This is a genomic window from uncultured Bacillus sp. (assembly GCF_958411575.1).
Lineage (GTDB): Bacteria > Bacillota > Bacilli > Bacillales > Bacillaceae > Bacillus > Bacillus spizizenii.
Genome location: NZ_CATYRA010000003.1, coordinates 36,124 through 47,284 on the forward strand (window position 1 = coordinate 36,124; position 11,161 = coordinate 47,284).

The 11,161-nt window shown below is 44.9% G+C and carries 13 protein-coding genes; 5 read left to right on the top strand and 8 right to left on the bottom strand.

What is annotated here, in order from left to right; all coding sequences use genetic code 11:
* Window positions 1-90 precede the first annotated feature (90 nt).
* The 3 genes from Q5C82_RS05910 to Q5C82_RS05920 form a co-directional block, all read right to left on the bottom strand.
* On the bottom strand, window positions 91-1,269 hold the full coding sequence (locus tag Q5C82_RS05910) for an NAD(P)/FAD-dependent oxidoreductase (RefSeq protein ID WP_003220513.1): 1,179 nt from the start codon (window positions 1,267-1,269) through the stop codon (window positions 91-93).
* A gap of 39 nt (window positions 1,270-1,308) precedes the next feature.
* Window positions 1,309-1,731 (bottom strand): DUF1641 domain-containing protein, encoded by a 423-nt coding sequence (locus tag Q5C82_RS05915; protein WP_003220510.1) that lies wholly within the window; start codon window positions 1,729-1,731, stop codon window positions 1,309-1,311.
* 392 nt (window positions 1,732-2,123) lie between these two features.
* Window positions 2,124-2,621 carry a cupin domain-containing protein gene (locus Q5C82_RS05920; protein ID WP_003220502.1) on the bottom strand — a complete coding sequence of 166 codons (498 nt, stop codon included), beginning with the start codon at window positions 2,619-2,621 and terminating at the stop codon, window positions 2,124-2,126.
* Window positions 2,622-2,752: 131 nt separating this feature from the next.
* On the opposite strand from Q5C82_RS05920, the gene Q5C82_RS05925 reads away from it, so the two are divergent.
* The 3 genes from Q5C82_RS05925 (at window position 2,753) to fetB (ending at window position 5,350) form a co-directional block, all read left to right on the top strand.
* Window positions 2,753-3,727: a multidrug resistance efflux transporter family protein gene (locus Q5C82_RS05925; protein ID WP_003220500.1), complete on the top strand. Its 975-nt coding sequence runs from the start codon at window positions 2,753-2,755 to the stop codon at window positions 3,725-3,727.
* A 118-nt stretch (window positions 3,728-3,845) separates the two neighbouring features.
* The gene (locus tag Q5C82_RS05930) at window positions 3,846-4,598 is read left to right on the top strand and encodes a phosphate ABC transporter ATP-binding protein (protein ID WP_003220498.1); all 753 of its coding nucleotides are present in this window, start codon (window positions 3,846-3,848) and stop codon (window positions 4,596-4,598) included.
* Window positions 4,598-5,350 (top strand): iron export ABC transporter permease subunit FetB, encoded by a 753-nt coding sequence (fetB, locus tag Q5C82_RS05935; RefSeq protein WP_003220496.1) that lies wholly within the window; start codon window positions 4,598-4,600, stop codon window positions 5,348-5,350. The genes Q5C82_RS05930 and fetB overlap by 1 nt, the downstream gene beginning before the upstream one ends.
* A 45-nt stretch (window positions 5,351-5,395) precedes the next feature.
* Here fetB and Q5C82_RS05940 read toward each other — a convergent pair whose 3' ends face one another.
* Complete coding sequence (locus Q5C82_RS05940; RefSeq protein ID WP_003220494.1) at window positions 5,396-6,208, bottom strand: uroporphyrinogen-III synthase; 813 nt, start codon at window positions 6,206-6,208, stop codon at window positions 5,396-5,398.
* A 174-nt stretch (window positions 6,209-6,382) separates the two neighbouring features.
* On the opposite strand from Q5C82_RS05940, the gene Q5C82_RS05945 reads away from it, so the two are divergent.
* Window positions 6,383-6,571: a hypothetical protein gene (locus Q5C82_RS05945; RefSeq protein WP_003220492.1), complete on the top strand. Its 189-nt coding sequence runs from the start codon at window positions 6,383-6,385 to the stop codon at window positions 6,569-6,571.
* Window positions 6,572-6,612: 41 nt separating this feature from the next.
* On the opposite strand, the gene Q5C82_RS05950 is transcribed toward Q5C82_RS05945, so the two are convergent.
* Together Q5C82_RS05950 and Q5C82_RS05955 are read right to left on the bottom strand one after the other, a co-directional pair.
* Window positions 6,613-7,791 (bottom strand): glycosyltransferase, encoded by a 1,179-nt coding sequence (locus tag Q5C82_RS05950; protein ID WP_003220489.1) that lies wholly within the window; start codon window positions 7,789-7,791, stop codon window positions 6,613-6,615.
* Window positions 7,792-7,813: 22 nt separating this feature from the next.
* Window positions 7,814-9,004, bottom strand: coding sequence for a cytochrome P450 (locus Q5C82_RS05955; protein WP_003220487.1), 1,191 nt, complete (start codon window positions 9,002-9,004; stop codon window positions 7,814-7,816).
* 390 nt (window positions 9,005-9,394) lie between these two features.
* Between Q5C82_RS05955 and Q5C82_RS05960 the strand changes: the two genes are divergently transcribed.
* The gene (locus Q5C82_RS05960; protein WP_003220485.1) at window positions 9,395-9,673 is read left to right on the top strand and encodes a hypothetical protein; all 279 of its coding nucleotides are present in this window, start codon (window positions 9,395-9,397) and stop codon (window positions 9,671-9,673) included.
* A 31-nt stretch (window positions 9,674-9,704) separates the two neighbouring features.
* Here the strand turns inward: Q5C82_RS05960 and Q5C82_RS05965 are convergent, their stop codons facing one another.
* Both Q5C82_RS05965 and Q5C82_RS05970 read right to left on the bottom strand, forming a co-directional pair.
* Window positions 9,705-10,331 carry an NUDIX hydrolase gene (locus Q5C82_RS05965; RefSeq protein ID WP_079996340.1) on the bottom strand — a complete coding sequence of 209 codons (627 nt, stop codon included), beginning with the start codon at window positions 10,329-10,331 and terminating at the stop codon, window positions 9,705-9,707.
* A 78-nt stretch (window positions 10,332-10,409) separates the two neighbouring features.
* Window positions 10,410-11,048 (bottom strand): DUF4352 domain-containing protein, encoded by a 639-nt coding sequence (locus Q5C82_RS05970; protein ID WP_003220481.1) that lies wholly within the window; start codon window positions 11,046-11,048, stop codon window positions 10,410-10,412.
* Between the last annotated feature and the right edge of the window lie 113 nt (window positions 11,049-11,161).

Here is an 11,161-nt window from a genome sequence, read left to right on the forward strand (position 1 = left end):
GTTAACGTTAGCAATAAAAACAAAAAAAGACATTGCCGGAAAGCATCCCGAAAGGAACACTTTTGGCAATGTCCGAGTTCACAAAAAGGATTAGTAAGCCAGGCTGAAAAGTCCTTTAATGTGAGTTAAGTAGCGTACGTTACTTGCTTCTTTCATCAAGGAAGCAGGAAGACCTTTAAGCGGTGTAGAATTTGCACCAATGATGGCAACCGCGTCTTTGCGTCCGAGGCTTGCAAGTGTACCAGAGTTTACTGGCTTGAATGTTTCAAGCGTTTTGCCTTCTAAGTAAGCGAATAGGTTGTAACCGATCAGCTCACCCATTTGCCATGCGATTTGTGCAGTTGGCGGGTATGGACGGCCGTCTGGAGCGAAGTAAACTGCGCTGTCTCCAGCAACGAATACATCTTCGTGAGATGTAGATTGCAGGAAGTCATTTACTGTCGCGCGTCCGCGATTCACTTCAAGACCTGATTCACCGACTAATGGGTTACCTTGTACGCCGCCAGTCCAAACAAATGTGTTGGCAACAACTTTAGATCCGTCTTTTAGATCAATCACGTTTCCTTCTACATTTGTAACAGGAAGACCTGTTAAGAACTCAACGCCGCGTTTTTCAAGGCTTGCAGTCGCACGCTCGATAAGATCATCCGGAAGGACAGGAAGGATTTTCGGACCTGCTTCAACCAGCTTCAATTTGATTTCTTTATGGTCTACGCCGTATTTTTTCGCAAGGTTCGGCATGATATCAGCAAGCTCACCGACAAGCTCAACACCTGTTAAGCCGCCTCCGCCGATAAGGATTGTTGCATCAGCTTCGTTTTTCGTTTGAGAGTACTCGCGCACACGATCTTCAACATGTTGGAAGACTTTGTTCGCATCAGCAGCAGATTTCAATACCATGCTGTTTTCTTCAAGACCTGGGATGCCGAAGTAAGCTGTTACAGAACCAAGACCTACAACAAGCGCATCATAAGTTAATGTAGAACCGTCAGCAAGCGCAACTTCTTTTTTATCAACAGAGAAAGAGCTTACTTCCGCGATTTTAAGATCAATGTCTTTGCCTTTGAAAAGTTTTTCTAATGGCATTGCAACCGCTTTTTCAGACACGTTGCCTGCTGCAAGGCGGTGTAATTCCGTAATGATTTGGTGAGTTGGGTATTTGTTTACCACAGTCACGCGTGCTTGTTCTTTTGTATAATGTTTGCGAACTGTTAAAGCAGAAAGAACTCCGCCATAACCAGCGCCTAGAATGACAATATGTTTTGACATCGTATATCCTCCGTCCTTTATATCAATTTGAATCTAAGATTATTTTTGGTTTTCGCGTTCGTTCATGACTTCAAGGTAGCTGTTAGCAAAACGGAACAGCTTTTGAGCTTGAGGATCTTTCAGCATGCGCAACAGGCCGAAAAGACCAATCGTTTCGTTGCTTGCTTCCGCGCGGTCTTTCGCTTCGATTGCAGTCGCAGCTACTTCTTTCGCTGTTTCTTTTACAGGCTCAAGAATTTCAGTGATCGCACCGACAGTGTCGCTTTTTAGCACTTCGTCAGTTGCTACAGACTGAGCGAAATCATAAGACTTCGTTAAAATATTCACTAACTCAGTCAGCTTTGGAAGCTGGTCAACTAAAACGGTCAGTGATTCTTGAACTTCCGGCTTTAACAGCTGATCAATAAGATCTTGCTGGCTTTGGCTGACAGACGCATTTGTTTGATCGATTGTTTCTGGCATATCCAATTCTCCTTTACTATAAGCAGTTTGCAGATTTTTTGTGGAAAGGGTAGTGCCTCTCCCTGGTCTCATACTTGAAAGCATAAGAATAAGGATTGTGAATTCATGCACAATCATTTACAAAAATAAATGTTTACTACCCAGTTTTTCATCTTGCCATATTCAGTATTATTTTTATCTCAAAAATAAACAATTGAATAAGTCAAAAATCCTTTACTCTCTCTGAAAATAGCAAACACAAAAAACTCCAATTCGATTACCTTCTATATGATAACACTTTTTGAACAAAATTTGAACGTGAATTGCTTCGATTATGAAATTAATTTATATGGAGCCCGTGTCATAACATTTCTGCGGCACTAGTTATTGACAATCCAGCAATTTTCTCCCCTTCACTTTACCCATATTTCCAATAGAGGTTCTCTTTTTCCTGTAATCGGATCTTTCGCTGGCAATGACACATGCTTGATCTGTTTCATCGCTTCCTTCCGTTCACTCTGCTCTCCCGTCTTCATATCATAATGAACGCCTCCCGGATAAGCGCCAATGACGGTAAAATCGGAACTAGCGCTTAGCTTTTTATGGCCAACTCCGGCTGGAATCACGACTGCATCGCCGGATTTGAAAGGAATAGCAGCCCCTTTTTCTCCCCCAAACTGAATCACAGCCTCTCCCCGAACTGCAATCAGGACTTCATGCGTATTGCTGTGATAATGATGGTATGGAAAAACACTCCCCGACCAGCTGTTTGACCAGCCATGCCGGTTGACGATCCGCTCTGCCTGACCGGTGTCCTTGAGTGCGTTTTGATACACAACGAGCGGAAAATCAGGGTGATTCGGAATCCTGCCATCATCCTGAAAAAAGTACGCCTGTGTCTTTGCTTCCATCAATTTCACCTCCATTTTTTGTCTTCCACACATAGCGGTTCGCAAAACATGTTTATTTTCTCACGACTCCATTGATCTGTGCGATATCGAATAGTATAGTATAAAAAAATAATGCCAGAATGAGGGATATCATGAAAGCAATCGTTATCGGAATATTGGCTTCACTCTTTTTCGCCGTTACCTTTATTTTAAACAGAGCGATGGAGTTATCCGGAGGCAGCTGGCTTTGGAGCGCTTCGCTGCGTTTTATTTTTATGGTGCCGTTTTTATGTTTGATTGTCATCATGAGAGGGACATTCACCCCTCTCTTACAAGAGATGCGGAAAAAGCCGATCTTTTGGATCAAATGGAGCTTTGTCGGCTTCGTGCTTTTTTACGCGCCGATCACTTTTGCAGCTGCATACGGTCCAGGTTGGCTCGTAGCCGGGACCTGGCAAATCACAATCGTCGCCGGTGTTCTGTTATCTCCATTTTTCTATGTCAAAAAAGACATGCCGGACGGGCCGCAGCTCGTTAGGCAAAAGGTTCCCCTTGTTTCACTTGGCACTTCCGTGATCATCCTGATCGGAGCGGCACTGATACAGCTTCAGCATGCAGAATCGCTTTCTGGGAAGATGCTACTTTTCAGTGTGCTGCCGGTTGTCATTGCGGCTTTTGCCTATCCGCTAGGAAACCGGAGAATGCTCGAAGAATACGGGGGCCGGCTTGATACATTTCAGCGTGTGCTGGGGATGACCTTGGCAAGCCTTCCATTCTGGCTTATAGTAGCAGCTTACGGCTGGTGGTCAGACGGCCTTCCGACAGCAGGGCAAACCGTTCAATCCTTTATCGTGGCCGTCAGCTCAGGCATCATTGCGACCGTTTTATTTTTCTGGGCCACTGATATGGTAAGAGACAATCCGCAAAAACTCGCAGCCGTTGAAGCAACTCAATCCGGTGAAGTGATTTTCGCGCTGCTTGGTGAAATTGTTCTGCTGTCAGGCGTTTTCCCGTCACCTATTTCATTTGCCGGTTTATTCATTATTATAGCGGGGATGGTGTTACATACCTTCACTTCACAGCCGAGAAATCCGAAAAAGAAAACACAGTCAAATCTGACCGCGTAGCATCTGCCGGAGAACGGGTGAAAGCCTGTTCTCCTTTATTTTTACTACCAAAAGGCATCTGTTTCACGTTATATTTAAATATAGTGTAAGCCTACTTTACTGAAAGGTGATTATTGTAATGGAAGCAATCAATCAAACTCAAAACAAACCAGCCATCTCCTTCAGATCAGTTAGAAAAAGCTATGAACAAGACGGACAAACCTATGATGTACTGCAGGATGTCACCGGAGACATTCAACAGGGCACAATCGTGGCCGTTTTAGGTCCTTCCGGTTCAGGCAAAAGCACTCTCCTGTCCATGTGCAATTTAATGAGAACGCCTGACAGCGGCGAAGTAAATATATGCGGAAAAGAAGTCCGAGAATGGAATGTCAGTGAGCTGAGGCGAACGGCAGCCCTCGCATTTCAATCAGCGCCCGTCCTCGACGGGACAGTGCGTGACAATCTAAGTCTGGTCCAAAGGCTTCACCAATCCCAGCTGTACTCCCCTGAAGAGCTCGCTTCTCTTACAGGGCTCCCGCCAGAGCTGTTAGACAGAAGCGCCAAGGACTTATCGGGCGGACAGCGGCAACGGCTGTCACTAGCCAGAACGCTCGCAAATCCTTCCTCTATTCTATTATTAGACGAAATCACGTCTGCCTTGGACCCTGTTTCTGCTCTTGAGATTGAAGAACTGATCAAACGGCAGCAACAAAACAAAAAACTGACGGTCATGTGGGTGACTCATAATATGGAGCAGGCAAAACGAGTAGCCGATACCATTTGGTTTATGGCGGATGGCCGGCTGCTGGAAACCGCAGAAACGGAGACATTTTTCTCCACCCCGCAGCATGAAGCAGCCAAAGAGTTCTTGAAGGGAGGCACCCGGTAATGGATTACCTTTCTCTCTCTTTAACGATGATCTTTGTTTTGATCGCCTTGTTTTTATCAAAATCCTTTAAAGCCGGCGTAGAAAAAGACATGATCATTGCCACCATCCGGGCAGCGGTACAGCTGCTTATCATCGGTTATGTACTGTCGCTTATTTTTCGCGGAGACCATCCTGTTTTTATCTTGCTGATGGTGCTGTTAATGTTGGCAGTAGCAGCGCAAAATGTTATCAAACGAAAGAAAAATACAATCGGTTCGTTTTGGAGGGTGTTCGCCGCGTTAGCGATTGTAGAAATTGTGACGCAGGGAATTCTGCTGTCTCTTCATATCATCCCGCTTACGGCCCGATATGTCATTCCGATCAGCGGAATGGTCATCGGAAATTCGATGGTGCTTTCCAGTCTATTTTTAAACCGGCTCAGCTCAGAAGTCGAAGTTCGCAAAGAAGAAATTCAATTAATATTGTCTCTTGGAGGCACACCGAAACAATCCATACAGCGCATTCTTACTTCTGCGATGAAAATGAGCATGATCCCGACGCTGGAAAGCCAGAAAACACTGGGGCTTGTCCAGCTTCCCGGCATGATGACAGGCCAGATTCTAGCCGGAGCAGACCCGATTCAGGCAGTGCGCTTCCAGCTCTTAATTGTGTTTACAACGATGTCTTCAGCCGCGCTGACTTGTGTGATCTTAAGCGTGCTGACATACCCGTCATTATTCACCGCGCATCAGCAGCTGAAGCAGAATGGCTGACAGACAAAAGCCGCTTTCCAAGGGAAAAGCGGCTTTTTGTACTGGTTATTCCGTTTCTTCATAATACTTGGACAACTCAACAATCATCGCGCCCATCCGCTCAATCTCCGGCGCAAGCAGTCTCGTGATGCCTTCTTCCCGCAGTGCTTCAGCAGTCACTTTTCCGACAGCCGCAGCGATGGCCCGCTCTTCAAATACAGCCTTCACTTCATCGATATAGCCGCGCGCCTTGGCAAAATCAAACAGGGAACGAACCTGAATTGCCGTTGTAAAACAAACGGCGTCGATCTCACCGTTCATCAGCTCCCGGCATAACCGCTCCACCGTTTCCTCCTCTGGCGGGATGTGCTGATAAGGCAGGATCGGCAGGACAGACGCGCCCTTTTCTTCAAGAAATGCTATGAGGGCCGGCGCATTTTCTCCATGAAGCTGCACCATGACTGTTTTTCCTGAAAAGTCGTAAGGTTCCAAGGAACGGATTAAGCCTCTTGTTGTCCCGTCTTCATCCGAAGCTTCCGGTGTGATCCCAAGCTTTTTCAACGCAGACAGCGTTTTGTATCCTCGGCATGCCGCTTTCGCTTGGCGAATGGCCTGCAGAAACTCGTCTTTCAGACCGATTTTCTCTGCCATATCGACAAGAGTCTCCGTGCCGATGCCTGTCGTGAAAATGACCCAGTCAGCTTTTTCCTCCGCAAACGTCCGCAAATCCGGCTCTACCTGCTTCTCTGCTAGATAAACCGTGCCTTGGAGAGGCCGGATGACAGGAGTTCCGCCCTGTTTTTCAATGATCGTGCTGATTTCTTCCGTTTTTCGGGAGCCCCCGATTGCCACTCGCTTTCCATGTAACCCTTTTCCCATACCCGTTTCTCTCCTCTTTGCATAGGCTTTTTATGTATACAAGTTTAATAAAGCTATTGTGGCGCAAACCAAGGGAGAAATCAAGATAAACCCAAGCCTCTAAAATCCATTTGAATACACCTGAAGCTTGCTGTAATATAAACAGCAGACACGTTTGTTAACGGAGGATCGATCATGGAAACAAAAAAAGAAGAATATGAAACAAAAGGCTACGATACATCGATCGTTTACGAATTCAACGAATATCCGGACGTCCGCAGCGGGCGCTGTGATAATTGTGATTACACACTGTTCAAAAGCTCTGTAAAAGGCGGAAAGTTTCTTAGAGAATGCCGAAGATGCGGGTTGAAAAAAAATATTTAAACAAAAAACCGAAATCGCATTTTGATTTCGGTTTTTGTGATTTATTGCGGTACAGCGGATTTTTTCATAAACGCTTCAATCTCAGCTGCCGCACGCTCCGCTCCGCCTGCTTCTTTTACATCCTTTTGCATACTCTTGACGCGGCTGAGCAGCTCTTGATCACCGGATACGGCCTGAACCGCTTCCTGCAGCTTGGAAACAGTAACTTCTTCTCTTTGCAAATAAACGCCAAGACCTAACTCATCGACACGCTTTGCGGTGAGCTCCTGCTCATACATTTGCGGAATGACGACGAGCGGCACACCGGCATTCATCGCTTCCATCGTACTGTTCATCCCGCCATGAGAAATAAACAAATCGGCTTTCGCTAACACCTCAAGCTGCGGCACGCTTTGGCGAATGGTAAAGTTAGCAGGGGTATCATCCAAGCTTTCAGGATCAATCGATTTCCCGACCGACATGATCACTTGCCATGAAGAATCCCGAAATGCATCGATGCACATCTTGTAAAATTCCGGCCATGCGTTAAATGCCGTTCCCAAAGAAATCAGCATAAGCGGACGATCACCCTTGTCAATCAACAGGCTTTCTTGTTCCGTCCGTTTTCCAAGGGAAGGGCCGACAAAACAGAAACGGTCATCGAACGTCTCATGCTGAATCTGAAAGGATTTCGGCATAAAGACAATATTTAATGCTTCCGGCACAGCTAATTGTTCAAATGAAACAGCCGGCAATTGCTCTTGCTCCAAGTAGGCTTTAAATTCAGCCTCGGCTTCTTTTATCTTTTTCAGCATGTCTTCATTTCCAAGCTGAAAGGATTCATTTTGGGCATATGATGAACAGAGCTTGATGACCGGCACATTAAGTTTATCAGCAAACAATTTTCCCGCAAGTGCGACAAAGTCATAGATGATCAGATCAGGCTGATCATCTTTATATAACTCCTCAAGCTGCGGCAGAATGCTGAGTGATTCTTTCAATAGACTGAGCGTCGCGTCATTCTTTTCCATCATCTCCCTGATTTGCTTAGGATCAATATTCAAGGATGTATGATAAATCAATGCTTCTCCACCGGCTTGCTGAACAGCGGGCGCAAATTCCTCAGTCGTCGCATACGTGACACGATGCCCTTTCTCACAAAGCTTCTCCACTAATGCTAGCGTAGGATTGACATGCCCGTACGCAGGGATATTGATCATCGAAATATGGTGCTTTTTCATGAATCTCCAGTCTCCTTATCTATTAAATGTTAACACGGAAGCTCTTTAATCCGTATATCACGCTGTTTTCAATCGGAGTGATACTGACGCACTCCATATGAGGAAAAGCTGAAATCAAAGACGTTAACGCAATCTTTGCTTCAAGACGGGCAAGCGGTGCCCCAAGACAAAAATGGATGCCGTGTCCAAACGCGATATGCGGATTAGGATGGCGGTGAATATCAAACAGGTGTGCCCTGTCAAACTTCGTTTCATCACGATTTGCAGATGCCACAAAAGCCAGAACCATATCACCTTCTTTAATGAGGTGTCCCCCGATCTCCGTATCCCGTTTGGCAATTCGCCTCAAAACCGGTGCAGGCGCCCTAAAACGCAGGGCCTCCTCGACTGCCTGAGGCGTCAGTTCAGGATGGCTGCGCAGTTCATTGTACACATCCGGCGTTTCTAATATGCTGTACATCGCATTTGAAATCAGGTTTGTTGTGGTTTCATTCCCAGCCACCAGCAGCAGCGTGCAAAACGGAACCAGCTCTTCTCCGGACAGCTTCTCGCCTGTTTCTTCCGCTTCCACTAAAATTGAAATGATGTCCTGTGCCGGTTTGTTCCGCTTTTCTTCAATGATGTTGGCAAAAAACGCGGCCAGTTCTTCCTCGCACTTGTTTCGTTCTTCCAAAAAGGCTTCTTCAGCTTCTTCACTTTTATCCTTCGGCGTACTGACCAGAAGATCAGACCATGTTTTAAACTGATCCATATGCTCCGAAGGCACTCCGAGCAGCTCAGATATCACGATAACCGGGAGCGGATATGAAAAATCGTGAACAAGGTCAAACTCGCTTCGCCCCTGAAATTTTTGAATCAGTTCATCTGTGATTTCCTGAATTCTCGGTTCCCATTGCTTCATCACACGCGGCGTGAAGGCTTTATTCACTACAGAACGGATTTGCGTATGCCTCGGCGGGTCCATGTTAATGATGGAATTTCCAATAGCGCTTGACTGCTGCGGCATATAACTGGAAAACAGCTCTTTATCCCCAATGACTTTTTTGACATCATCATAAAGAAAAACGCTCCACACTTGGTTTTCTTCATCAAAGGAAACAGGCGCATCCTTTCTCATCGATTCGTACCATGGAAACGGATGATAAGCATCCTGTTTGTTTTTTCCATTGAGCAGCGCTCGCTGCAAGGCTTGCCGGCGGTTTAACACACTCATGCATTGTCACTCCTCTTGAAAGAATTCAGCAATTGACGTTCTTCTTCACCTCCCGCTTTCAAAAAAGAGAGGAACAATAAATATAGACAAATCTATAACAGCAGGCAGGCGATCAAGATGTCCGATGCAGGCATCATATATTCCCCCTCGAATTTCGTTCATCTTACCATAATCTTTCAATTTTTTTCTATTCTGCACTGCCGTTTTGGCTCACAACGTGACCTTAGGCATAAGCATGCAAATTCAATATGCATTCAATTGCACCGCTCCGATCAGAAAACACCCCTCTTTCCAACCAATAGCACTAACCTAAAAAAATGACTTTTCCATTATATAAAGCAAGCTGATTCTATGATTAAATAAAGGGTAAAAGGTGAAGGAGAGAACAACATGGCAGCACAGACCAATTTCAAAAAACAAGTTGTCGGCATCCTACTTTCACTGGCATTTGTATTGTTTGTGTTCTCTTTTTCTGAGAGACATGAGAAACCGCTTGTTGAAGGAAAAAATCAGGAAAACTGGCATGCTGTCGTTGACAAAGCTTCTGTAGAGATTTACGGCAGCCGATTAGTTGAAGAAAACAAATTAAAGCAAAAACTCGGCCTTAAACAAGCCGATTCTATTATGACCCTTCTAAAACTAGCCAACGAAAAACATATTGCGCTATAACAAAAAAGAGCCTTCCGGGCTCTTTCTTTGTTTAGTCAAATATTGTGGCCTTTTCTGGATGGCGCATAAAATCAAACAGCATGCCGAGCTGTGAAGGTGTGTTTCGTTTTGGAGAAAGCGGCGGGAGCCTGTCTTCCGGGAAAAAAGCGGCATGGTTCGTCTCAATTCCTGTTTCCCCCTGCCCGCCTGTAATACTGCATTCAATGAAGATTTTATAATAATGATAAGGCTGAGGCGGATGAGGGTGCTTATGGCTGTCTAGCACGGCCAGCAATCGGGACGGTTCAGTATCGTAACCCGACTCTTCTTTGATTTCTTTGATCACATTTTCAGCCGGTGATAAACCAATCTCGCAAAACCCGCCCGGCAGCGACCACAGCTCATCATGCTTCTCCCGAACAAGCAAAATCTGATTCTCTCGAAATACTGCGCCGCGAACATCCGCTTTCGGTGTCGGATAGCCTTTCTCACCCTTCCATAAATCAGTGATGACTTCAATTTCCGTTTGCGAGTAATCCGCCATCATCTCTACGCTGAGCTTCATCAGCTCTTCGTACCTTTCCCTGTCATACACATCCTTGGAAAAAGCGAGCCCCGCCTGTGCGATCGCCTGAATCCGCTGCGCCCGTCCCAGCCATTTGGTTTGCACGATTATCACTCATCCTTTCAAGTTATTTTTCACTATAAAAAATGCACGTTTCCCACTGATGAAAACGTGCTAACGGCAAATTAAGTTCTAATCTAACTTCACCAAATAATCAATATCGTCCTTTACTCTCTCTTCAATATTACTGCTTGTGGTATCAGCGAAAAACGGATTATATACCAGTGTGTAATTTTTCTGTTCACCTTTAGGGATTACATAACTGACTACACCTGTAACCTTTTTTCCTGGCACTAGTGTTCCTCCCATAAGGATCCTGTCCTTCTCTTCTATAGAAAAAACAGGCCGGATTGATTGATCGTTCTTGTCTTTTAAATCAAACCCGATAAAATTGTAGCTTATTGAATCTTTTCCTATGTTTTCTATTGTAACTTCTATAATTAGCCGTTCCTCTTCATTTTTTATTGTTTTTGGCTTCGCGTCTACAGCTCCTCCAACTTCCGTATATTCACCTTTTTGCACTCTATCAACTTTATTCACTGTAAGATTCGTATGTCCTGCTTTAAATGTTTCTCCTATTTTATGTATTTGATCATCTTTTTTAGACTTCGATACATTGCCTTCCTTCAGTTCTTTATCAAGTTCCTTTTCAAGCTCTTCTTGCGTTTTTTCTTTCGGTTTTTCCTTCTCTGACGCATCGCTCGATTGGCTGCATGCGGAAAGCGCAAACCCGATCGTCAGAACAAATAATAGCAATAAGACTTTTTTCATCACTGTTCCCCCATCTAAAGTAATCGATTTCTATTATAATCAGATTTTTCCTTTTCTTAACAGGTAGAAAAGTAATGATTTTTTCTGTCTCATTCATTACAAACTTACTTCTT

Excerpts from the sequence above, each read along its gene's own strand:
- Q5C82_RS05910 (WP_003220513.1), bottom strand. The coding sequence starts at position 1,269 with ATGTCAAAACATATTGTCATTCTAGGCGCTGGTTATGGCGGAGTTCTT.
- Q5C82_RS05915 (WP_003220510.1), bottom strand. The coding sequence starts at position 1,731 with ATGCCAGAAACAATCGATCAAACAAATGCGTCTGTCAGCCAAAGCCAG.
- Q5C82_RS05920 (WP_003220502.1), bottom strand. The coding sequence starts at position 2,621 with ATGGAAGCAAAGACACAGGCGTACTTTTTTCAGGATGATGGCAGGATT.
- Q5C82_RS05925 (WP_003220500.1), top strand. The coding sequence starts at position 2,753 with ATGAAAGCAATCGTTATCGGAATATTGGCTTCACTCTTTTTCGCCGTT.
- Q5C82_RS05930 (WP_003220498.1), top strand. The coding sequence starts at position 3,846 with ATGGAAGCAATCAATCAAACTCAAAACAAACCAGCCATCTCCTTCAGA.
- fetB (WP_003220496.1), top strand. The coding sequence starts at position 4,598 with ATGGATTACCTTTCTCTCTCTTTAACGATGATCTTTGTTTTGATCGCC.
- Q5C82_RS05940 (WP_003220494.1), bottom strand. The coding sequence starts at position 6,208 with ATGGGAAAAGGGTTACATGGAAAGCGAGTGGCAATCGGGGGCTCCCGA.
- Q5C82_RS05945 (WP_003220492.1), top strand. The coding sequence starts at position 6,383 with ATGGAAACAAAAAAAGAAGAATATGAAACAAAAGGCTACGATACATCG.
- Q5C82_RS05950 (WP_003220489.1), bottom strand. The coding sequence starts at position 7,791 with ATGAAAAAGCACCATATTTCGATGATCAATATCCCTGCGTACGGGCAT.
- Q5C82_RS05955 (WP_003220487.1), bottom strand. The coding sequence starts at position 9,004 with ATGAGTGTGTTAAACCGCCGGCAAGCCTTGCAGCGAGCGCTGCTCAAT.
- Q5C82_RS05960 (WP_003220485.1), top strand. The coding sequence starts at position 9,395 with ATGGCAGCACAGACCAATTTCAAAAAACAAGTTGTCGGCATCCTACTT.
- Q5C82_RS05970 (WP_003220481.1), bottom strand. The coding sequence starts at position 11,048 with ATGAAAAAAGTCTTATTGCTATTATTTGTTCTGACGATCGGGTTTGCG.